19 protein-coding genes are annotated in these 21443 nt (G+C 63.8%); 8 read left to right on the forward strand and 11 right to left on the reverse strand.

The genetic code is table 11. The annotated features are described in order from the left end of the window. Positions 1-3: 3 nt before the first annotated feature. Both EOB36_RS05580 and EOB36_RS05585 read right to left on the reverse strand, forming a co-directional pair. Entirely contained in the window at positions 4-474 is a 471-nt protein-coding gene (locus EOB36_RS05580) for a MarR family winged helix-turn-helix transcriptional regulator (RefSeq protein WP_095484383.1), read from the reverse strand. A 220-nt stretch (positions 475-694) separates the two neighbouring features. Next, positions 695-1423: an intradiol ring-cleavage dioxygenase gene (locus EOB36_RS05585; RefSeq protein ID WP_127289931.1), complete on the reverse strand. Its 729-nt coding sequence runs from the start codon at positions 1421-1423 to the stop codon at positions 695-697. A gap of 177 nt (positions 1424-1600) precedes the next feature. Between EOB36_RS05585 and EOB36_RS05590 the strand changes: the two genes are divergently transcribed. Continuing rightward, positions 1601-2665 (forward strand): GTP-binding protein, encoded by a 1065-nt coding sequence (locus EOB36_RS05590; protein ID WP_128284480.1) that lies wholly within the window; start codon positions 1601-1603, stop codon positions 2663-2665. A 260-nt stretch (positions 2666-2925) separates the two neighbouring features. Continuing rightward, positions 2926-3900 carry a WD40 repeat domain-containing protein gene (locus EOB36_RS05595; RefSeq protein ID WP_128284481.1) on the forward strand — a complete coding sequence of 325 codons (975 nt, stop codon included), beginning with the start codon at positions 2926-2928 and terminating at the stop codon, positions 3898-3900. 13 nt (positions 3901-3913) lie between these two features. Here EOB36_RS05595 and EOB36_RS05600 read toward each other — a convergent pair whose 3' ends face one another. Continuing rightward, on the reverse strand, positions 3914-4366 hold the full coding sequence (locus EOB36_RS05600) for a hypothetical protein (RefSeq protein ID WP_128284482.1): 453 nt from the start codon (positions 4364-4366) through the stop codon (positions 3914-3916). A 167-nt stretch (positions 4367-4533) separates the two neighbouring features. On the opposite strand from EOB36_RS05600, the gene EOB36_RS05605 reads away from it, so the two are divergent. From EOB36_RS05605 to EOB36_RS05615, 3 genes are all read left to right on the forward strand, one after another. Next, a complete protein-coding gene (locus tag EOB36_RS05605; RefSeq protein ID WP_128284483.1) occupies positions 4534-5916 on the forward strand; it encodes an aspartate aminotransferase family protein in 1383 nt (460 codons plus the stop codon). A 13-nt stretch (positions 5917-5929) separates the two neighbouring features. Beyond that, positions 5930-7351, forward strand: coding sequence for a glutamine synthetase family protein (locus EOB36_RS05610; RefSeq protein ID WP_128242313.1), 1422 nt, complete (start codon positions 5930-5932; stop codon positions 7349-7351). A gap of 88 nt (positions 7352-7439) precedes the next feature. Then, positions 7440-8165 (forward strand): UdgX family uracil-DNA binding protein, encoded by a 726-nt coding sequence (locus EOB36_RS05615; protein ID WP_281035140.1) that lies wholly within the window; start codon positions 7440-7442, stop codon positions 8163-8165. Between the two features lie 2 nt (positions 8166-8167). Here the strand turns inward: EOB36_RS05615 and EOB36_RS05620 are convergent, their stop codons facing one another. The 4 genes from EOB36_RS05620 to EOB36_RS05635 form a co-directional block, all read right to left on the reverse strand. Then, entirely contained in the window at positions 8168-9433 is a 1266-nt protein-coding gene (locus EOB36_RS05620; protein ID WP_128242311.1) for a glycerate kinase, read from the reverse strand. After that, positions 9430-9933: a heme-degrading domain-containing protein gene (locus EOB36_RS05625; protein WP_127289915.1), complete on the reverse strand. Its 504-nt coding sequence runs from the start codon at positions 9931-9933 to the stop codon at positions 9430-9432. Before EOB36_RS05625 ends, EOB36_RS05620 begins: the two co-directional genes overlap by 4 nt. 75 nt (positions 9934-10008) lie before the next feature. Beyond that, positions 10009-11322 carry a guanine deaminase gene (gene guaD, locus EOB36_RS05630; protein WP_127289913.1) on the reverse strand — a complete coding sequence of 438 codons (1314 nt, stop codon included), beginning with the start codon at positions 11320-11322 and terminating at the stop codon, positions 10009-10011. A 2-nt stretch (positions 11323-11324) separates the two neighbouring features. Continuing rightward, on the reverse strand, positions 11325-12542 hold the full coding sequence (locus EOB36_RS05635; RefSeq protein WP_128284484.1) for a urate hydroxylase PuuD: 1218 nt from the start codon (positions 12540-12542) through the stop codon (positions 11325-11327). A 140-nt stretch (positions 12543-12682) separates the two neighbouring features. Between EOB36_RS05635 and EOB36_RS05640 the strand changes: the two genes are divergently transcribed. The 3 genes from EOB36_RS05640 to EOB36_RS05650 all read left to right on the forward strand — a co-directional run bounded on the left by EOB36_RS05640 (position 12683) and on the right by EOB36_RS05650 (position 15964). Beyond that, on the forward strand, positions 12683-13603 hold the full coding sequence (locus EOB36_RS05640) for a LysR family transcriptional regulator (RefSeq protein ID WP_095484394.1): 921 nt from the start codon (positions 12683-12685) through the stop codon (positions 13601-13603). A 76-nt stretch (positions 13604-13679) separates the two neighbouring features. Beyond that, positions 13680-14702 carry an LLM class flavin-dependent oxidoreductase gene (locus tag EOB36_RS05645; RefSeq protein WP_127289909.1) on the forward strand — a complete coding sequence of 341 codons (1023 nt, stop codon included), beginning with the start codon at positions 13680-13682 and terminating at the stop codon, positions 14700-14702. Next, positions 14699-15964: an LLM class flavin-dependent oxidoreductase gene (locus tag EOB36_RS05650; RefSeq protein WP_128284485.1), complete on the forward strand. Its 1266-nt coding sequence runs from the start codon at positions 14699-14701 to the stop codon at positions 15962-15964. The genes EOB36_RS05645 and EOB36_RS05650 overlap by 4 nt, the downstream gene beginning before the upstream one ends. Positions 15965-16015: 51 nt before the next feature. On the opposite strand, the gene xdhC is transcribed toward EOB36_RS05650, so the two are convergent. The 4 genes from xdhC to uraH form a co-directional block, all read right to left on the reverse strand. Then, positions 16016-17017, reverse strand: coding sequence for a xanthine dehydrogenase accessory protein XdhC (xdhC, locus tag EOB36_RS05655; protein WP_128284498.1), 1002 nt, complete (start codon positions 17015-17017; stop codon positions 16016-16018). 74 nt (positions 17018-17091) lie between these two features. Beyond that, the gene (gene xdhB, locus EOB36_RS05660; protein WP_128284486.1) at positions 17092-19440 is read right to left on the reverse strand and encodes a xanthine dehydrogenase molybdopterin binding subunit; all 2349 of its coding nucleotides are present in this window, start codon (positions 19438-19440) and stop codon (positions 17092-17094) included. Further along, positions 19440-20921, reverse strand: coding sequence for a xanthine dehydrogenase small subunit (gene xdhA, locus EOB36_RS05665; protein ID WP_127289903.1), 1482 nt, complete (start codon positions 20919-20921; stop codon positions 19440-19442). Before xdhA ends, xdhB begins: the two co-directional genes overlap by 1 nt. Before the next feature lie 3 nt (positions 20922-20924). Continuing rightward, a complete protein-coding gene (gene uraH / locus EOB36_RS05670; RefSeq protein WP_128242304.1) occupies positions 20925-21299 on the reverse strand; it encodes a hydroxyisourate hydrolase in 375 nt (124 codons plus the stop codon). Positions 21300-21443 lie beyond the last annotated feature (144 nt).

Genomic DNA, 21443 nt, shown 5'->3' on the forward strand with positions numbered 1-21443 from the left:
GGATCATTCGTCGGCGTCGATCTCGTCGTCGACGAGAACCATCTCCCCGTTCGAGAGGTTCGCCTCAACGCGGGCGAGCAGCTTGAACAGCGCCTTCTGGTCCTTTTTGTCGAGACCTTTCAGCGCCTGCTTCTCGGTCTTCTTCACCGATTTCTCGATGGCGTGAATGATTTCGCGGCCGGTGTCGGTTAGGAAGATATGGGCCTGGCGGGCATCGGCGGCCGAGGCGCGCTTTTCCAGGAAACCCTGCGCCTGAAGCCGGTTGATGGTCTTGGTGATGGTCGGCGGGCGAACACCGAGGCGGCCGGCAAGATTGCCGGGCGTCTGCCCGTCCTCGCGGTCGAGCGCCAGCATGATCTGGTCCTGGCCGGCATAAAAGCCGTGCCCTAGGAGCCGCGCCGCCAGCGCAGTACGTGCCAGCCGCGCCGCCGAATGCAGCCGGCTCATTGTCGCAGTTTTGTCCGCCTTGGCCATGGTCATCCCTCTTCGGCCGAACCGGTGCGGACAGCATAGAGGCAGCCGCCCGGTTGGCAATCGACGATCAAAAAGATCCGGCTCTGCAAAACAGCTTTGCCGGCAAGCAATGCGATGTCCGCCGTGGCTAATGCCAGATGTTTATTTCAGTTAGATGACAAACGACTTTTCAGTGCAGGTGGGAGCTTTCCGCAGGAGCGCCGCACACACGAAACGAGACTCAATCAGCCTTTACCGCGACGATCATCAACGCCTGGTAGGCGTCCGCCACCTCACGCAGCGCCGCCTGCGACAGCGGCCCGGCGCGCCGGGCGATACCGTCCCTGGCATTCAGCGTATCCCGCCTGCCGGACCGGTCGGTGTAGGGCGCGACAGTGGTGAATATCTGCTCGCTCAGGCTGTCGGGGAAAAACAGCTGGCCGGTCATCACCGAATTGTCGTTGGGGAAGACCTTGAAGTGGATGTGGGTGGTGCGGCCGCGATACCAGCCGGGATAAATGGTGGCGAAGGAAACGATGCCGGTGTCGTCCGTCTTTTGCCAGCCGCGCAGAAAACTCTGGCCTGACGTGTCGACATCCTGGCCGTCACCTTGTCCCGGATAGCCCGAATAATGCCCCTGCGCATCGCAATGCCAGATGTCGACGCGCGCGCCGGCAAGCGGCTGGCAGCCCGCGTCGACCACCTGCAGCCGTACATTGAGGGCAATGCCCGCTTTGCCTTCGGTGATATCGGCGCGCTCGAGCTTCGGGTCGAAATAGAACGGTCCCTCGGTCGTCTCCGGCGTGATCGCGCAGACGCCGGCGCCACTATCGAACAGGGCAAGCCCGGCAAAGGGCGAGGCTTCTTCGGCCCTTGCAGCTGGAAGGAAAATGCCGCCGCCGGCAGTGACGGCGATGAGGCCGAGCGCCCGACGCCGGTTCAATGGAAATAAGGATGGATTGTCGGGCATCCGGCGCCACCTTCATTCTTGTCGAGCAACTCACCTTGTTCTTATCTAGGCAGTGAGGCCAGCCCGCACTAATGAAAGTTCGGCAATGTTGGCGACCTGTTTGGCCCATTGGTTTGCTGCGTGCAAAAGCGAGGCGCACATCCTATATGGAGCCAACAATCCTTTTCGAGGCCCAACATGAGCGATGCACAGACGACGCAGATCCCCGTAACCGTTCTCACCGGCTATCTTGGCGCCGGCAAGACCACGCTGCTCAACCGCATCCTTTCGGAAAACCACGGCAAGCGCTACGCCGTCATCGTCAATGAGTTCGGCGAGATCGGCATCGACAACGAGCTGATCGTGGAATCCGACGAGGAAATCTACGAGATGAACAATGGCTGCGTCTGCTGCACGGTGCGCGGCGACCTGATCCGCGTCGTCGAGGGCCTGATGCGCCGGCCAGGCCGCTTCGACGCCATCGTGGTCGAGACGACCGGCCTCGCCGATCCGGTGCCGGTGGCGCAGACCTTCTTCATGGACGACGATGTGCGCTCCAAGACCAGGCTCGACGCGGTGGTGGCGCTGGTCGACGCCAAGCATCTGCCATTGCGGCTGAAGGATTCCCGTGAAGCCGAGGACCAGATCGCCTTTGCCGATGTCGTCGTGCTCAACAAGACCGATCTCGTCACGCCGGAGGAGCTGAGCAAGGTCGAGGCGACGATCCGCGCGATCAACCCGGCGGCCAGGATCCACCGCACCACGCGCGCCGGCGTAGCGTTGTCCGAGGTGCTGGACCGCGGTGCCTTCGATCTTTCGCGGGCGCTGGAGAACGACCCGCATTTCCTCGAGGCGCATGACGATCATGATCACCATGAACATGACCATCACGATCACGATGGCCACCACCATGATCACGACGGGCACGATCACCATCATCACGCGCACCCTTCCGATATCCATGACGTGACGGTGCAATCGGTCTCGTTGCGCGGCGGCGAGATGGACCCGAAGAAATTCTTCCCGTGGATCGAGAAGATCACCCAGATGGAAGGCCCGAACATCCTGCGGCTGAAAGGCATCATCGCGCTCAAGGGCGATGACGAGCGCTATGTCATCCAGGGCGTGCACATGATCATCGAGGGCGACCACCAGCGCGCCTGGAAGGAAGGCGAGAAGCACGAGAGCCGGCTGGTGTTCATCGGCCGCGAGCTCGATGCCGAGCGGCTGAAGAAGAGTTTTGACGCCTGCCAGGCCGCTTGATTTCCAAACCTTATAACGATAGCGCTGGCCCTTCTTCCTTCTCCCCTTGTGGGAGAAGGTGGCCGAGCGAAGCTCGGTCGGATGAGGGGTGTTCCAGCTTGGCACTGACGGCGTTTGGTCCAGCACCCCTCAACCGTCTTGGCGCTGCGCGCCAATCCACCTTCTCCCACAAGGGGAGAAGGTCGCGTCGCACCTAGCCACGCTAACGATTCCTCTGCGGCGGCAAGGCGACCACAACGATCTCTAATGGAACAGCTCGCATGCCCACAGTCGCCCCGCTTGATCTCGATGGCCATTGCATCGCCGCCGTCTTCCTTGACGACGTGCCGCACTTTGCCCTGGCCGACGGCACCATCCATCGGCTCGACCATGGCCACAAGACTGTGCAGGCCAATGACGGCTTGCTCGCGGCCTTCCACGACGCGGCCAACGACCGGTTGATCACCGGCGGCGAGGACGGCAAGGTCTTTGCCGTCACCGCCGGCGGCAATGCGGCGGAACTGGCAAGCGCCGGCAAAAAATGGATCACCAGCGTCGCTGCCGGGCCGCAAGGCGCCATTGCCTACGCCTCGGGCAAGATCGCCTTCGTGCGTTTCGCCGACGGCAAGGCCAGGGAATTTGCGCATCTTCGTTCGGTCGAGGGGCTAGCGTTCTCGCCCAGGGGGATGCGCTTTGGCGTTGCCCGCTATAATGGCGCGACGCTGCATTTCCCGGCGGCCGACGGCAAGCCTGTCGAGCTCGAATGGGCCGGCGCCCACACCGGCATCACCTTCTCGCCGGACGGCGCCTTCCTCGTCACCACCATGCAGGAGAACGCGCTGCATGGCTGGAAGCTGGCCGACGGCAAGCACATGCGCATGAGCGGCTATCCCGGCAAGGTCAAAAGCCTGTCGTGGAGCGCCAAGGGAAAATGGCTGGCGAGTTCCGGCGCACCGGCAGCGATCGTTTGGCCGTTTTCGGGCAAGGACGGGCCGATGGGCAAAGCGCCGCTGGAGCTCGGCACGCGCGGCAACGCCATGGTGACCTCGGTCGCTTGCCATCCAAGCCAGGACGTCGTCGCCGTCGGCTATGATGACGGCAAGGTGATGGCCGTGCGCTTCACCGACGCCAAGGAAGTGCTGCTGCGCCGGCCGGGCAAGGGCGCCATCACCTCGATGATGTGGGACAGGCAAGAGCGGCGCGTCGCCTTCGGCAGTGCGGCCGGCGACTGCGGCGTTATCGATATTTCGGCATAACTAACCGGGAGTTCTACTCGGCCCCGCAGGAGACCTTGCCGGTCAATTCGACAGGCTTGCCGTCTTTGTCCGCGGCAGCCGTGCCGTCATAGATCGCGAGCGAATAGCGCCCGTCATAAACGCCTTCTTCGCTGGCCTTGGTCAGGATCGTCAGTTCGACTGAGCTATAGGTGTTTGCGACCTCGTGCTCACGATAGACGAGCAGCCGCAGTTCCTTGCCGTCGAGCCAGTATTGCGTGAGGTTGGAATCCTCGAACATGGTCTTGCGCAGATCGTCGCCAACGGGCCTGCCAAGAATTTCGAGGTCGCCGCGAAAATTGAAGGTCGGCCCGCCCATGCCTCTGGTGACGCCGGCTTCGACCTCGAATTTCACCGCGGCATCCTCGGCGGAGCACCAGATGCCGCCGGTGGCGAAGGCCGTGCCGGCCGACAGCAGCAGCGTTGTTACACAGAAGATCGTCCGCATCTTTTCTCCCCCAAGCCACATACCCACCCGCATTGATGCTGGAGGATGCCCTGAGGTCAAGCGCCAGTCCTCTTCTATCGTGGCCGCTGAACCAATGCAGGGCGGCCGCGCGGCCAATTGCGGTTCCGGATGCCGATTGGCTAGAGTGACGTACGAGAGGGGCCTTCATGCATACAATCGACCATTCAAAGACATCCATCGGCGGCATCAGCACTGCCCGCATCGCCGATCTGCGCGAGACCGAGGCCGAAGCCTTCCGCAAGGCACGGCCGAAATCGGCAGCGAAGGCCGGCAATGGTCTGCCGGGCTTCTTCGGCGGCGTGCCGATGCACTGGATGAACGACTGGCCGACGCCGTTCCCGATCCTGGTCGGCAGCGCAAAGGGCGCCACCATCACCGATATCGACGGCAACAGGCTCGACGATTTCTGCCTCGGCGATACCGGCTCGATGTTCGGCCATTCGCCGCCGCCGGTCGCCCGCGCCATCCGCCGGCAGGCTGGACGCGGCCTCACCTACATGCTGCCTTCGGAGGATGCACTCGCCATCGGCCCGCTGCTGAAACAGCGCTTCGGCCTGCCTTTCTGGCAGATCGCGACGACGGCGACCGATGCCAACCGCTTTGCGCTGCGCGTTGCCCGCGCCATCACCGGCCGGGAAAAGATCCTGGTCTTCAACGGCTGCTATCACGGCTCGGTCGACGAGACGATGGTGCGGCTGGTCGACGGCAGACCGATCAACCGGCCGGGACTGGCCGGCGAATTTCGCGACCTGACCCGGGCAACCGATGTCATCGAGTTCAATGATGTGCCGGCGCTTGAGGCCGCGCTCCGGGACGGGGATATCGCCTGCGTCATCACCGAGCCGGTGCTGACCAACTCCTGCATGGTGCTGCCCGATCCCGGCTTCCACGAAGCGCTGCGACGTCTCACCCGCGCGGCCGGCACCCTGCTTCTGATCGACGAGACGCACACGATCTCGACCGGTCCCGGCGGCTATACGCCGAAACACGGCTTGGAGCCGGACCTGTTCGTGCTCGGCAAGCCGATCGCCGGCGGTGTGCCGGCCAGCGTGTGGGGCATGAGCGAAAACGTCGCCGCGCGCTATGCTGCCTATAATAGCCAGAAACAGCCCGGTTATTCCGGCATGGGCACGACGCTCTCGGCCAATCCGCTGCAATTCGCGGCGATGCGCGCCACGCTGGAAGAAGTGATGACCGAAGAGAACTATGACCATATGGACCATCTGGCGCGGCGGCTCGACGCCGGGCTGACCGCCGTCATCGACCGCTACCGCCTGCCCTGGCATGTTGCCCGAGTCGGCGCACGCGTCGAGTTCATCTGCGCGCCTGGCCCGCTGAGGAATGGCGGCGAGGCGGAAACAGCGCACGCGCCGGAGCTCGAAGCGGCGGTCCATGTCGCGCTAGTCAATCGCGGCGTGCTGATCGCGCCGTTCCACAACATGATGCTGATCTCGCCGGCGACGAGTGCTGCCCAGGTCAACCGCCTGATCACCGCCTTCGGTGCGGTTGCGGCAAGGCTCGCGGCATGAGACAAGCTAGCGCATGAGAGAAGCGCACAAGCAAACTTTGAACGCCATCATCGCCTCCCCTTCGGGCTCGACGCCCGCCGAGGCGCAAACCTTTCTCGACGCCCACCCGGAGATCGAAGCGTTCGACATCGTGCTGACTGACGCCAATGGTGTCGGCCGCGGCAAGATCGTGCGCCGGCACGAGTTGATGAGCATCTTCGAGGGCGGCCGGCACATGCCGATATCCATCCTCGGCCTCGATATCACCGGCGAGGACGTTCACGAGACCGGACTGATCTGGACGACCGGCGACGGCGACCTGCGGGCATGGCCGATCCCCGGCACGCTGGTGCCGCTGTTCGGTACACAGCCGCCGCGCGGCCAGGTGCTGATGGCGATGTATCATCTCGACGGTCAGCCCATGTCCTCCGATCCGCGGCTGGCGCTGGCCCGGCAGGTGGAGATACTGGCGGCCAAGGGCCTGCATCCTGCCGGCGCCTTCGAGCTCGAATTCTTCCTGCTCGCCAACGAGCGCGACGCCGACGGTAAGGTGCGACCGGCGAACGCGGTACTCGACGGCCGACGCTCGGCCAAGACCGAGGTCTATTCCGTCGACCATCTGCACGGCATGGAACCGCTGTTTTCCGACATCTATGCCGCGGCCAAGGTGCAAGGCATCCCGGCCGAGACGGTCATTTCCGAATATGCGCCCGGCCAGTACGAGCTGACGCTGAATTATCGCAACGATGTGATGCGGGCGGCCGACGATCTCATCATGCTGAAGCGGCTGGTGCGGGCACAGGCGCGCCGCCACGGCGTCACCGCTTGCTTCATGGCCAAGCCGATCGAAAAATATGCCGGCTCCGGCATGCATTTCCATGTCTCGCTGCAGGACAAGGCCGGCAAGAACGTCTTCGCTGAAGCCAGCGGCGAGACCTGGTCTTTGCCGCTGCTGCGCGGACTGGGCGGCCTCATCCAGACCATGGCCGAATCGATGCTGGTGTTCGCACCGCACGCCAATTCATGGCGTCGCTTCGTCTCGCAATCCTATGCCCCAGTGGCGCCGACCTGGGGCGTCAATAACCGCTCAGTGGCGTTGCGCGTGCCGGCAGGCGATGCGAAAAACCGGCGCATCGAGCACCGGCCGTCAGGCGTCGATGCCAACCCCTATCTGGTCGCGGCAACCGTGCTGGCTGGCATCACCAGGGGTCTCGACGAAGGCCTCGACCCCGGCCCCGAAACGACCGGCAATGGCTACGAATCGGCAATCACGCGCACGACCATGCCAGTGGACTGGCGCGCCGCGATCGAGGCCGCGCGCGCGTCGACGTTCCTCAAAGGAGCGCTGGGCGAAGACCTGCACCGTACATTTGTGGCGATCAAGCAATCCGAATATCTGCGCGTGGCGCGCACGGTCAGCGAACTGGATTATCATCTCTATCTGCACGAGGTGTGAGGCGGTCGCATCGCCGGTCATTCTCCCGGCGAAAGCCGGGTCCGGGCTATTTTGAAGGAACCTTTCCGGGGCTTCGCTCATTCCGCATCTGATCGCAGCAGCGGACAAGGCCGCATCAGCCATGATCGCCAGGATGCAGACAAATCCCGTGCCACACCACGCCAAGGTGCAGGCAAGACGCTGGCCCAAGCGTGAATTGCCCGAGACGGCGGAAGAGAATGGCGCAAGCACCATTCCCGAACTCAGTGAGGTGGCGAAAGCCTGCCGCCGCTGCCCGCTATGGCGCAATGCGACACAGACCGTGTTCGGCGAAGGACCTGACAAGGCCAAGGTGATCTTCGTCGGTGAACAGCCTGGTGACCAGGAGGATCTGGCCGGAAAACCTTTTGTCGGGCCGGCGGGCAAGGTCTTCGACGCCATCCTGGACGATGCCGGCGTCGACCGGCTGAAAGTCTATGTCACCAACGCGGTCAAGCACTTCAAGTTCGAGCCGCGCGGCAAGCGGCGCATCCACTCCAAGCCGAATGCCGGCGAGGTGCAGGCCTGCCGCTGGTGGCTCGACAAGGAGCTCGATCTGATAAAGCCCAATCTGGCTGTGGCGCTCGGCGCAACGGCGGCGCAGTCACTGCTCGGCAAAGTCGTGCCGATCATGAAAATGCGGGGCGCGGTCGTGGAGCGCGAGGATGGCCTGCGTGTGTTCGTCACGATCCATCCGTCCTTCATCCTGCGCATCCGCGAGCCGGCGGACAAACAGGCCGAACGCGAGCGGTTCCTGAAGGATATGAAAGCGGTGAAGACGCTGATGGCCGCCTGAACCTATCTGATCAATATCGCCCGGAGATCATTGACGTTCGTCCCGGTCGGGCCGGGCACGAAAAGATCGCCGACGGCATTGAATGCCGTCCAGGCATTGTTGCCCGCAAGCATCGCCTTGGCATCGACGCCTGCCGCCCGCATTCGCGAAACCGTCGAACCGTCGGCAAAGGCGCCGGCATTGTCCTCAGAGCCGTCGATGCCGTCGGTGTCGGCGGCCAGCGCGTGGACGCCCGCCATGCCGCTGATGCCGATGGCGAAGGCGAGCAGAAGCTCGCTGTTGCGACCGCCCTTGCCTTTTGTGCGCACGGTCACTGTCGTCTCGCCGCCCGACAGGATCAGCACCGGCTTTGGGAAAGGCCGGCTGCGCGTCGCGACCTCGCGCGCGATCGCGGCGTGGACACCGCCGACCTCGCGCGCCTCGCCCTCGATGGAATCGGAGAGGATGACCGCCTCGATACCTTGGCGCCTGGCTTCGGCCGCAGCCGCCTCCAGCGACACGCCGGCCGAGGCGATCAGATGCACTTCGTTGCGCGAAAAACGCGGATCGTCGGCGCGCGGCGCATCTGCGGTCGGCGAACTGATATGTGCCATCACCGAAGCCGGCAGCTTCATGCCATAGGCGGCGATCGACGCCAATGCGTCTTCGCGGCTGCCGGAATCGGGAACCGTCGGGCCGGAAGCGACCAGCGCCGGATTGTCGCCCGGAATGTCGGAGACGACCAGCGACACCACCTTGGCGGGATAGGCGGCTGCCGCCAGCCTGCCGCCCTTGATCGTGGAAACATGCTTGCGGATGGCGTTCATGGCGGCGATCGGTGCGCCGGAGGCGAGCAGCGCCTCGTTGACGGCGATTTCGTCGGCCAGCGTCAGACCTCCAGCAGGCGACGGCAGCAGCGCCGAGCCGCCGCCCGAGATGAGCGCCACGACCAGATCGTCCGCGGTCAGCCCCTGCACCTTTTCGAGCAACCGGCGCGAGGCTTCGAGACCGGCTGCGTCCGGCACCGGATGCGCCGCCTCGATGATCTCGATGCGCTGGCAGGTCGCGCCATAGCCGTAGCGGGTGACGACCAGCCCTTCGATCGGCCCGTCCCATACTTTTTCGAATGCCGCCGCCATCTGCGCTGAGCCTTTTCCGGCGCCGATGACGATGGTGCGCCCTTTCGGCATTGCCGGCAGACGATCCCTGATGGTTCTCTGGGGATCGGCAGCGGCGACGGCGGCGTTGAAAATGGCGGTGAGGAAGGTCTTGGGATCGATCTCAGTCATTTTGCTTCCGGCGGCAGTGCCAATTGGCGCCCGTCGACACCGAGATGGCTGCACAACGCGTCGACGACCACGCCGTGATCCTCGCGCTCCGGCAAGCCCGAGACTGCGATCACACCGATCACGCCGGCACCTTTGACCGTTACGGGAAAGCCGCCACCGGCAAGCACATAGTCTGATATGTCGAGGCCCTCGCCGGGCTTGAAGCTGCGGTCGGGGCGCTGTTGCTCCAGCACCAGGCGGTAGGTGCTTCTCAAAAACCGGCGCACGACGTTGATCTTGCGCCGCGCCCAGTCCGGATTGGAGGCGTTCGAGCCTGGCATCGCTGCATAGAACAGCGGCCGGTCGAAGGTCCTGATGTCGACGATGATCGGCAGGTCTTCGGCTAGCGCTCGGTCGCGGATCGCCGAGCCGATCTTGAAGGCAACAGCCTCGTCGAAGACGGGAAAGACAAGCGTGGCTTCCTGTTTCTTGATCAGAGCGATGTCGTCCGCAACGGCCATGTCGTTCCCCTGTCAACTTCGCTGCAGGCTTTGACCGATGGCTGCCGCCCGGTCAAGACGGAACGTGCGGGATAGCTAAACCGCCATATCGCTCTTCGCCGCCCGCCCGGCGACATAGACTTCGCGCACGGCGCGGTCGTCGCCGAGCGTCTGCAGCATAAACAATTCCTCCGCCAGCGTGTCCGCCGTCTCCATCCGCAGCCGCATCGCCGGCGTGGCGCGGGCGTCGAGCACGATGATATCGGCATCGCTGCCTTGGTCCAGCGTGCCGATTCTTTCCACGACCGACAGCGCCTCGGCATTGCCGCGGGTGAGCTGCCAGAACGACTGGAACGGGTTGAGCTTTTCGCCGTTCAGCGCGATCACCTTGTAGCCCTCGTCCATGGTGCGCAGCATCGAGTAATTGGTGCCGCCGCCGACATCGGTGGCGGCCGCGATGCGGAGAGCTTTGTCTCGCGTGCGGTAGCGCTGATAATCGAACAGGCCCGAGCCGAGAAACAGGTTCGAGGTCGGGCAGAACACCACCACCGAGCCTGAATCCGAAAGCGAATCCGCCTCGCGTTCCGACAGATGAATGCAGTGGCCGAACAAGCTTTTGCGCCCGAGCAGCCCGTAGTGCTCGTAGACGTCGGTATAGTCGCGCGCCTTTGGATGGAGCTGCAGCGTAAAGGCAATCTCGGCGTGGTTTTCCGACAGGTGCGTCTGCATGTGCAGATCAGGATATTCGCGGCAGAGCGCGCCCGCCATTTCCAACTGCTCGGGTGACGAGGTGATGGCGAAGCGCGGCGTGATGGCATAATGCTGGCGTCCCTTGCCGTGCCAATCGGCGATCAGCGCCTTGCTATCGTCATAAGCCGATTGCGCTGTATCGAGCACACCCTCCGGCGCGTTACGGTCCATCATCACCTTGCCGGCGATGTTGAGCATGTTGCGGTCATGCGACTCGGCGAAGAACGCTTCGGCGGACTCCCTGTGGACCGAGCAATAGGCGGCGACTGTCGTCGTGCCGTGACGCACCACCTCATCGAGAAACAGCCTGGCAATGCGGCGGCCATGCTGGGCGTTCTGGAATTTGGTTTCCTCAGGAAAAGTATAGGTGTTCAGCCAGTCGAGCAGTTCCGCGCCATGGGAGGCGATGACCTGCATCTGCGGAAAATGCGCATGCGCGTCGATGAAGCCCGGCAGCAGCAGATGTGGGCGGTGATCGATCTTTTTTGCGCCTTCATCAGCCTTTTTCTCGACCTCGGCATAGGTGCCGGCGGCTGCGATCCTGCCGTCGCGGATCAGCAGGCCGCCGTCCTCCTCGTAGCGCCAGGCGGGATGGTCGTCGACGGTCTCAGGCCAGCGCAGAAAGGACAGTGTGCGGCCGCGCAGGAGTGTGCTGATCATGCTTATTTCTCCGCCTCCTCGAACCATGCCACCAGCAGTGCCCGTTCCTTGTCGGTAATCTGCGTGACGTTGGCGGGCGGCATGGCGTGGCTGCGGCCGGCCTGCAGGTAGATCTCGCGGGCTTGCTCGGCGATACCGGCGTCCGTGTCGAGCATCACACCTTTTGGCGCGTGATAGATGCCCTCGTAGGACGGCTCCTGCGCATGACACATCGAGCAGCGGCCAAGCACTGTGTCGCGCACGGCGGGAAAATGCGCCGAGGCGAGATAGATTTGTGCCGCCGAGGACGCCTTGGCTTCGCCGGTCAGCACTTTCGGCACCGTCGACAGCCACATGATGACGACGAACAGGACGGCGGCAGCCAGCCAAGTCCAGGTCGGGTTGCCCTTGCGCGCATGCATGGTGTTGAAATAATGCCGGATCAGCACGCCGATGATGAACACCAGCGAGGCGATCACCCAGTTGAACTCAGTTCCGAACGCCAGCGGGTAGTGGTTCGACAGCATGAGGAACAAAACAGGCAGGGTCAGGTAATTGTTGTGCAGCGAGCGCTGCTTGGCGATCTTGCCGTATTTCGGATCTGGCTTCCTACCGGCGATTAGGTCGGCGACGACGATCTTCTGGTTCGGGATGATGACCATGAAGACATTGGCCGACATGATCGTCGCTGTGATGGCGCCAAGATGCAGGAATGCGGCGCGGCCGGTGAACAAATGGGTAAGACCCCAGGCGATGAACACCAGCACGGCGTAGAGCACCAGCATCAGGCCGGTGTCGCTTTTGCCGAGCGGCGAGCGGCACAAGAGATCATAGACCACCCAGCCGACGCCGATCGTCGCCAGCGACAGCAAGATGCCTGTAGGCACCGACATGGCAAGCACATTGGGATCGATCAGGAAGAGGTCCGCCCCGGCATAGTAGACGACGCACAGCATGGCAAAGCCTGACAGCCAGGTGGCGTAGGATTCCCATTTGAACCAGGTCAGGTGCTCGGGCATCTCGGCCGGCGCCACCAGATATTTCTGGATGTGGTAGAAGCCGCCGCCATGCACCTGCCATTCCTCGCCGAAGGCGCCGGCGGGCATGCCCGGACGCTGGCGCAGGCCGAGATCGAGTGCGACGAAATAGAAGGATGAGCCGATCCAGGCGATGCCGGTGACGACATGCAGCCAGCGCACGGCAAAACTCAGCCAGTCCCAGAAAATCGCGAAATCCATCATTGAAAGATCGTCCCTGCCGATTGGGTGACTTTACGGGCTGGAGCGCAAACGGAAAGGGCCGAGCTGCACGATGACTTTCAAAAAAAATTGGAAAATACTAGGCTCGTTACACGCAGCTGCATGAGAGCCACGAAACCCGCATGGCCTACCTCGACAACATCGCCGTCTTCGTCCGCGTCGTCGAGCTTGGCAATTTGTCGGCGGCGGGCCGCGACATGCGCATCTCGCCGGCGGTCGCCTCCAACCGCATCAAGGAGCTCGAGAAGCATCTTGGTGTCAGGCTGTTCAACCGCACGACCCGGCAGCTGATGCCGACCGAGCACGGCACCGTGTTCTACTCCGGCGCCAAGCAGGTGCTGGAGGCGGTCACCGAGGCGGAGGCTGCGGTCAGCGCCTTATCCGGCCAGCCGCGCGGCACCATAAAAGTGACAGCGCCGCTCGGCCTCGGCCGCCGGCTGGTGGCGTCGGGCATCCCCGATTTCCACGACAAATATCCTGATATCGAGGTTCGGTTGAGACTTTCAGACCACAATGTCGACATTATGAAGGAAGGCATCGATGTCGCCTTCCGGCTGGGCATCATCGAAGATTCCAGCCTCAGGATGCGCGGGATCATGGAGTGCGAACGGGTGCTGGTGGCGGCACCGAAATATCTGGAGGCGCGTGGCGAGCCGACCGAGCCGCAGGAATTGATCGGCAAGAAGCACGACTGCCTGATGCTGCGCTATTCCGGCGCGCGCGAATACGTCTGGACGCTGCAGACGGCCGACGGCCCGCGAAAATTCGAAGTGCACGGACCCTATGACACGGACGATGGCGACGTGCTGACCGGCTGGGCGCTGTCCGGCCGCGGCATCATCAACAAGCCGCGATTCGAGGTCGAGCCGTTCATCCGCGACCAGCGGCTGAAGGTGATCCTGTCCGACACGCCGCCGACGCCGGTGCAGTTCGCCGCCGTCTATCCGCACAAGAAGCTGCAGGACCCGAAGGTGCGGCTGCTGCTCGACTTCATGGCCGAGCGCTGTCAGCGGCTGATCAAGGATATTCTGGCCGGCAAATGATCGCCGACTGGCCGGTTGCTTTCCGTCCAGCTGGTGAAGATAATTCCTGCGGAATCTCACTCACCAGGGAAGACCGATGGCCGACGGCGCCACAATGCATCTTGCCGTTTCACTGGTTCCGGAAGCCGCGCCCTCCCATCCGTCCGACGCCGGCCCGGATTTCAGCCTTCTGGCCCGGTTCGTGCAAAAGGCCGAAGCAGCCGGCTTGGACATGGTGGTTCTTGCCGATTCCGCGCCCGCTGCACGCGGCGACGCGCCGAACCGGCAAGTGCCCTTCGAAGCGACGACCCTGCTGGCGGCGCTGGCGACGGTCACAAGCAGGATCGGCCTGATCGCCGCCGCGTCGACGGTTGCCCACCAGCCCTACAATCTGGCGCGCCGTTTCGCCTCGCTCGACGTCATCAGCCATGGCCGTGCCGGCTGGAACGCGAGCATGTTCCCCGATCCGCGCGAGGCAGCCAATTTCAGCCGTCCGGAAGGGTTTTCCGGCGACGACTTCCGCCGACGTGCAGAGGAATTCATCGGCATCGTGCAGGGCTTGTGGCAAGGCTGGGATACGGATGCCCTGCTGTTCGACAAAAGCGGCGGCCGCTTCTTCGATCCCGAAAAGATGCACCTGCTCGACCACAAGGGCGAGTTTTTCTCTGTGGGCGGCCCGCTGAATGTTGCGCGGTCGCCGCAGGATATGCCGGTGCTCGTCATGTCTGGCCTGTCGGAGGCCGACATGGATATCGGCGCCCGCGTCGCCGACGTCATCCTGTTGGACGAGCCATCGGTCGTGGGCGCGAAGGCTGACGATCTGAAGCGCCGCGCACTTGCGTTCGGGCGTAGTCCTGGCGCGATAAAGGTGCTGATGAACGTCGCGCCGAGTGCTGAAATGGCCGCCAGGCCGGACCTGATCGGAGACAAGCTCGAAGAGTCCTTCCGATCGAAAAGCTGCGACGGTTTCAACATACTCATGCCGCCGGCGCTGTCTGTGCTCGACGATTTCGTCGATCACGTGCTGCCGGAGCTTCGTCGCCGCGGCCTTCTCCGGTCGGATTATCCCGGCGCGACGCTTCGCTCCCATCTCGGACTGGTCGGGGAGGAGGGACAATGACCGCCCGTCAGATGAAGCTCGGCGCCTTCCTTTGGGCAACAGGCCACCACATCGCCGCCTGGCGCCACCCAAAAGCGCATGTGACAGCGGGCGTCGACATCGAGCACTACATCCAGCTGGCGCGAACGGCGGAGGCGGCGAAGTTCGATATGCTCTTCTGCGAGGACGCTGCCGGCGTGCGCGAGGCCAATGTCAATATCGCTAGCCAGACCTCGCGCTCGATCGGCTTTGAGCCGATCAGCCTGCTTTCGGCTCTCGCAGTCCAGACCAGCCACATCGGCCTCGTCTCCACGGCATCGACGAGCTACAACGAGCCTTACGGGCTGGCGCGGACCTTCTTGTCGCTCGACCATCTGAGCGGTGGGCGCGCCGGCTGGAACCTGGTTACCTCCGCCAGCCACATCGAAGCCGCCAATTTCGGCTCGACCGGCCTGCGCCCGCATGCCGATCGCTATGAGCGCGCGCGTGAATTCGCCGAAGTCGTCACCGGACTTTGGCACGGCAAGCTCGATGGGGCTTCCGGATCCGGTCACGACGGCCAGAGCTTTTCTGTTCGCGACCCGCTCGACCTGCCGCGCTCCCCCCAGGGCGCGCCAGTGATGGTTCAGGCCGGCGCCTCGGACGTTGGCCGGGACCTTGCCGCCCGCACCGCCGACGTCGTGTTCACAGCGGCGCAGACATTCGAGGAGGCGAAATCCTTCTACGAGGATCTCAAGGGTCGCCTGGCGACCTATGGGCGCGAGCCTGATGATATCAAGATCATGCCGGGCGTCGCACCGATCGTGGCGGCAACCGAGGCTGAAGCGCAGGAAAAATACGAGGAATTGCAGGAGTTGATCCCCGACGATGTCGGCATCGCGCTGCTTTCCAGCTATCTCAGCATTTCCGATCTGTGGCGCTATCCCATCGATGGACCATTGCCGGAGCTGCCGGCAAGCGAAGGCATGCAGAGCCGGCAAGCTCTCGTCGTCGATCAGTCGCGCCGGGACAAGCTCTCCATCCGGCAGCTTGCGCGCCACTTCGCCGGCGCGCGCGGCCACTGGCGCGTCGTCGGCACGCCGGCTCAGATCGCCGACGAACTCGAGGCACGCTTCGAGGGCGGCGCCGCTGACGGCTTCAACGTCATGCCGTCCTGGTTTCCCGGTGAACTCGATGCCTTTGCCGCGCTCGTCGTGCCGGAATTGCAGCGGCGCGGCCTGTTCCGCACGGAGTACGAAGGCCGCACCTTGCGCGACCATCTGGGCCTGACGCGGCCGATCTGAGCAGCACGCTATGGAAGCGCGCCTGCACGAACAATGCAGCTCGGCAGTATGTTAGCCGTCAGCGGCCATCGCCTTGCCACGAGAGGCGGGGTGCGGAGCCGCTGGTGCGACGGCGTGAGCGGCCAGCGCCGTCATGATCTCGGCCGCCGCCAAGGCCGCAATCACTTGCGGTCGCTTGTCCTTGACCGTTTCGCCGCCGATCGGCGAGACGAGGCGAGCAAATCCCGCCTCGCTGCCGTCCGCCGACTTCAGGAACCAGCTCCTGAATGTCGCCTTTTTGGTCTTCGAGCCGATCATGCCGACATAGGCGGCATCCCGGCGCTTCAGCGCCTCAGTGGCGATCAGGAAATCCAGCGCGTGGTCGTGGGTAAGAATGACGAAGGCGCTCCCGGCCGGAGCCTCGCGCACCATCGCCTCCGGCATAGGCGTCAGGCTGGTTTCGATCGTGTCCGGCATGCCATCCAGCGCCTCGGCCCTCGTCTCGACAACGGCGACACGCACCGGCAGCAAGGCCACCGCCGATGCCAACGCCTGGCCGACATGACCACCGCCGAATATGTAGACATGCGGCAGTTGAGCCTCCGCGGCTTCCGCCGCCGCGACAAGCTCTTGCGCCAACGCAGCATCGACCAGCCGGATCAGCACCTCGACCCTGCCGCCGCAGCATTGCCCGATTTCGGGTCCGAGCGGGACATCGAGCGTAGCTCGGATATCCCTCCCCCTTGAGGGGAGGGTGGCGGCGAAGCCGCCGGGTGGGGTCGCCGCGGCAGTGCTCGACATTTTTTTAGGTCGCGCGCTCCCTCTACCGACCCCCTCTGGCCGCTCCGCGGCCATCTCCCCCTCAAGGGGGGAGAAAAGCATCTGCCGCGCCTTGTCGATCGCCATATATTCGAGTTGGCCGCCGCCGATCGTGCCAAAAATCGCCGCGCTCGAGACGAGCATGAAGGCGCCCTTCTCGCGTGGCGTCGAGCCTTTTGTTCCGGCCACCTCGACCAGGGCCACCCGGCCGGCGCGCGCAAGAAAGGCTTTCAAGCTTTGCACCTTCGCGTTCATCATTCGCATTCCCTATCGGGAAATATAGAGTTTTCGGCCTGAATTGCACGCTTTCTGGGATTCCGAGGCAGGGTTCACGTGCCGGCCTTGGCCTCACCCTTCAGCCGTTCGATCGCCATCAGCACCCGCTCCGGTGTCGCCGGTGGGTCAAGGCGCGGACAGATCCGGTGATCGGCAACGCTCGCCACCGCATCCGACAGCGCATGCAGCACCGATATGCCGAGCGGGAGCGGCGGCTCGCCGACCGCCTTGGAGCGGTGGACCGTCGGCTCGCTCGCTTCCGGCCAATCGGCCAAAGTCACGTTGAATATCTTCGGCCGGTCCGAGGCCAAGGGGATTTTGTAGGTCGACGGTGCGTGGGTGCGCAGCCGGCCTTTATCGTCCCACCACAGTTCCTCCGTCGTCAGCCAGCCCATGCCCTGGATGAAGCCGCCCTCGACCTGGCCGAGGTCGATGGCGCGGTTCAGCGAGCGGCCGGTCTCGTGCAGTATGTCGGTGCGCTCAACCATGTATTCGCCGGTCAGCGTGTCGACCGAGACTTCCGAGCACGAGGCGCCATAGGCGAAATAGTAGAAGGGACGGCCCTCGCCCTTGTCACGATCCCAGTGGATTTTCGGCGTCTCGTAGAAGCCCGCCGCAGAAAGCTGGATGCGGGCCATGTAGGCCTGCCTGACGAGGTCGGCGAAGGCGATCTCCTGATTGCCGATGCGCACCCGGTTGGGCAGGAACAGCACCTGGTCGCGCGGCACCTGATATTTTTCGGCGGCGAAATTGGTCAGCCGCTCCTTGATCTGCCGGGCTGCGTTCTGCGCCGCCATGCCGTTGAGATCGGAGCCGGACGATGCGGCGGTCGCCGAGGTGTTCGGGACCTTGCCGGTCGTCGTTGCGGTGATCTTGACCTGGTCGAGGTCGATCTGGAATTCTTCCGCGACCACCTGCGCCACCTTGACGTAGAGGCCCTGCCCCATTTCGGTGCCGCCGTGGTTCAGATGCACCGACCCATCGGTGTAGACATGCACCAGCGCGCCGGCCTGGTTGTAGTGCGTTGCGGTGAACGAGATGCCGAACTTGACCGGCGTCAGCGCCAATCCACGCTTGATGAAGCGACTGTTGGCGTTGAAGGCACGAACCGTGCGGCGGCGCCTCGCATAGTCGCAACTCGACTCCAGCTCGGCGACGATGCGGTGGATGATGTTGTCCTCGACCGTCTGGTGGTACGGCGTGACGTTGCGGTCGCTGGTGCCATAAAAGTTCTTCTTGCGAATCTCCAGCGGGTCCTTGCCGACGGCAAAGGCGACCTCTTCGATGACACGCTCGGCGCCGACCATGCCTTGCGGCCCGCCGAAGCCTCGGAAGGCTGTGTTCGACACGGTGTTGGTGTAGAGCGGCGCCGATTGTGCGTGCACCGCCGGCCAGAAATAGGTGTTGTCGCAATGGAACAGCGCGCGGTCAGTAACCGGGCCTGAGAGGTCCGCCGAGAAGCCGCAGCGCGCCGCGAACATGAAGTCGACGCCGAGGATATTGCCCTCGTCGTCGAAGCCGGCCTCGTAGTCGACCAGAAAGTCATGACGCTTGCCGGTGGCGATCATGTCGTCGTCACGGTCAGGTCGGATTTTCACGGCGCGATGATGTTTCTTCGCGGCGATAGCGGCCAATACTGCAAACTGGTTGCCTTGCGTTTCCTTGCCGCCGAAGCCGCCGCCCATGCGGCGGATCTCGACCGTGACGGCATGGCTCGGCACCCCGAGCGCATGGCTGACCATGTGCTGGATTTCGCTCGGATGCTGGGTCGAGGAATAAATCGTGACGTCCTGGTCCTCGCCGGGAACGGCCATGGCGATCTGGCCTTCGAGATAAAAATGGTCCTGGCCGCCGATGCGCATTTTTCCCTTCAGCCGGCGCGGCGCCGCTTTGATGGCGGCAGCAGCATCGCCACGCTTCAAGGTCAGCGGCGGGGTGACCAGCTTGTCCTTCCGGGGATCGAGCACGCCGATGTCGGCGACGAAGGGCAATTCCCGGTATTCGAACTTGGCCAGCCTCGTGGCGCGGCGCGCCTGCTCGCGGGTTTCGGCGATGACGCAGAAGATCGGCTGGCCGAAAAACTGCACCTTGCCGTCGGCGAGCACCGGCTCGTCGTGACGGCCGGTCGGCGAAATGTCGTTTTCACCCGGCACGTCGCTCGCCGTCAGCACGTCGACGACGCCGGGGGCTGCGCGCACCGCCGACAGGTCCAGGCTGGTGATGGTGGCGTGCGTAGCCGTCGAAAGTCCGAGGCAGCCATGCAGCGTGCCTGATGATTCCGGCATATCGTCGATATAGACGGCCGTGCCGCGGACATGCTTGTGCGCGGAATCATGGCGCTGGTCGGTGGCAACGCCACCCGAGATTTTTTGCGCCTTGAGGTTTGGGGCATGTTTGGTCATCACGCCGTCTCGTATCTTGAAACCTGGATCGGCGCCTTGGTGCCGCTGGTCTCGGCAAAGAAGCGCAACAGCAGGTTCCGTGCCGCCAACGCCCGGTATTCGGCGCTCGCTCGCATGTCGGTCAGCGGGGTGAAATCCCTGGCGTATTCGGCCATCGCCGCCTCGACTGTCGCCTCGGTCCAAGGCTTGCCGAGCAACGCCTTTTCCACGCCGAAAGCCCGTTTGGGCGTTGCCGCCATGCCGCCATAAGCGATACGCACCTCCGCCACCGTGCCGTCCCTGGCCAGCGTCAGCAGGAACGCGCCAAGTGCTGCGGTGATGTCCTCGTCACGGCGCTTGGTGATCTTGTAGACGGCGAATTTGGTGTCTCGGCCTGGCACCGGGACATGCACGGCCTCGACGAATTCGCCCAGCTGCCGGTCCTGCTTGCCATAGGCGATGAAGAAATCTTCGAGCGGGATGGTTCGCCGCTTGTTGCCGCGGCGCAGTGTCAGCCGCGCACCCAGAGCGATCAGCGGCGGCGGCGTGTCGCCGATCGGCGAGCCGTTGGCGATGTTGCCGCCGATCGTGCCCATATTGCGCACCTGGTCGCCGCCGATGCGATCGAAAAGCGGCCCGAGCGCCGGGACGCGTTTCGCCAGCGTCGAGAAAGCCTCGGTATAGGTGACGCCGGCACCGATCGAGATGACGCCCTTGTCCTCGGAGATCCCGCACAGACCGTCGAGATTGCCGATGAAAATCGCCGGCGCAATATCGCGCATATGCTTGGTTACCCAAAGGCCGACATCGGTCGAACCGGCAACGATGGTGGCGCCCGGCTCCTTGTCGAGCACGGTGGCGAGATCGTCGGCATCGGCCGGCACGACCAGCCGCTGCTTGCCGGCGCCGATCTCGATGCGCGCACCGTCTTTCATGGCCGCAAGCTTGGCCGTGATGGCCTCGCGCTCCGCCGCCAGCGGGTCCTTCGCCGCCTTGCCGTAGCTGGAGATGGCACGCGCCGCCCGCATGATCGCTTCATAGCCGGTGCAGCGGCAGAGATTGCCCTGCAGTGCCTTTTCGATGGCCGCATCCGACGGCTCCGGCGACCGCATCCACAGCGCATAGAGCGACATGACGAAGCCCGGCGTGCAGAAGCCGCATTGCGAGCCGTGGAAGTCGACCATGGCTTGCTGCACCGGATGCAGCCTATCGCCCTCGCCGCGCAGATGCTCGACGGTCACGACATGCGTGCCGTCGAGCGAGCCGAGGAAGCGGATACAGGCATTGACGCTTTCGTAAACCAACCGGCCGGCCGAGAGCCTTCCGACCAGCACAGTGCAGGCGCCGCAATCGCCTTCGGCGCAGCCTTCCTTGGTGCCGCGCAGCGAGCGCTCGAGCCGCAACCAGTCGAGCAAGGTCTCGTCGGGCGCCACGGTGGTTAGCGCAACGTTCTCGCCATTGAGGATGAAGCGTATCTCATTGCGTTCCGTGATCTTGGCCATATCTCAGCTCCCCCGGTAAGTCGAATAGCCGTAGGGGGAGACAAGCAGCGGCACATGATAGTGCACCGGCTCGGCCATGCCGAAGCGGATCGGCACGCTGTCGAGGAAGGCCGGTTCCGGCAGCCTCAACCCCTGCCGGCGCAGATAGTCGCCGGCAGCGAAGACCAGCTCGTATTCGCCGGTGCGGAATTGTGCGTCGGCAAGCAGCGGTGCGTCACAGCGGCCGTCGGCATTGGTGACCGCCGTCTTCAAATGCGTCCGCATGTCGCCGTCGATACGGTAGAGCTCGATGGACAGGCCCGCCGCCGGCCTGCCGGTCGCGGTATCGAGGACATGGGTTGTCAGACGTCCGCCTTCGGCTTTCGACGTTTCCGCCACTGGCTGCTCCCATTCCCGGTACAGTCGAAACATACTTGACGAATTGTGCGCCAATTAAAGGCGATGCATAAGTCCCGGTCGAGCGGAGTGCTGCAAAAACACTTTCAAAATTTTCGGGGGAATGCGCAAGCCGCCCTTTCGACT

It is taken from the genome of Mesorhizobium sp. M6A.T.Cr.TU.017.01.1.1 (genome assembly GCF_004023115.1).
GTDB classification, from domain to species: Bacteria; Pseudomonadota; Alphaproteobacteria; order Rhizobiales; family Rhizobiaceae; genus Mesorhizobium; species Mesorhizobium mediterraneum.